A 744-nucleotide genomic window follows, 5' to 3' on the forward strand; every position below is an offset into this window, starting at 1 on the left:
CTGTGACTGTAGTCAGTGCCCGCTCGGGTTTTGCCGGGTTTGATGGCCCTACCCACCACGGCATCTATGATTTCGGCCTGCTACGCAGCCTGCCTGACGTGAAAATCTTCTATGCCGGCACTGGCCGAGATCTGGAAGCGATTATAAACGCCAGAGCTCAGCATGCTGAAGGGCCCATGATTGTGCTACATCCCTACGAAACCGTGCCTGATAATGAATCCGATTACCTGCCGGCCAATCTCACTCCTCTGGACGAAGTGGAGGTGATCTGCCAAGGTAAAGATGGCCTGATCATTGCCGTAGCCAACCAATTGCAAACGGCCGTGGCTCTCAGGGACAAGCTGGCTAATGAGCAGCAGCTGCAATTCCAGGTAGTCAATTTACGCTGGTTGAAACCCCTGCCACTGCCCAGTCTACTACCGCTACTGGAGCAACACGACAAAGTCATCAGCCTTGAAGAAGGGCAAAAAGACAACGGTATCGGTGTGGCCATCAATCAGGTCATCAGAGATCAGCGCCTCAATTGTGACCTTTTGGTCAATGCGCTGGAGCAAGGCATATTGCCTGCCGGCGACAAACAGTCACTGGCAAAAATGACCCAAATAGACGCCGATAGTGTCTACCGGCAAGTCCTGGCCAGATGGAATATTGCACTATGACCCAACCAGCAAAGGCCCTGTTGGTCCTAGGTGCAGGCTCTGATCAACTATTCATGATACAAACGGCCCAGCGTATGGGCTATAT

The 744-nt window shown here is 52.7% G+C and carries 1 protein-coding gene; it reads left to right on the forward strand.

What is annotated here, in order from left to right; translation table 11 throughout:
- Nucleotides 1-659, forward strand: a 659-nt coding sequence (locus tag IEX22_RS15320; RefSeq protein WP_188669263.1) for a transketolase C-terminal domain-containing protein, incomplete at its 5' end; no start/stop codon positions are given.
- Nucleotides 660-744: the final 85 nt, after the last annotated feature.

The sequence above is a fragment of the Tersicoccus solisilvae genome (genome assembly GCF_014643255.1).
Lineage (GTDB): Bacteria > Actinomycetota > Actinomycetes > Actinomycetales > Micrococcaceae > Tersicoccus > Tersicoccus solisilvae.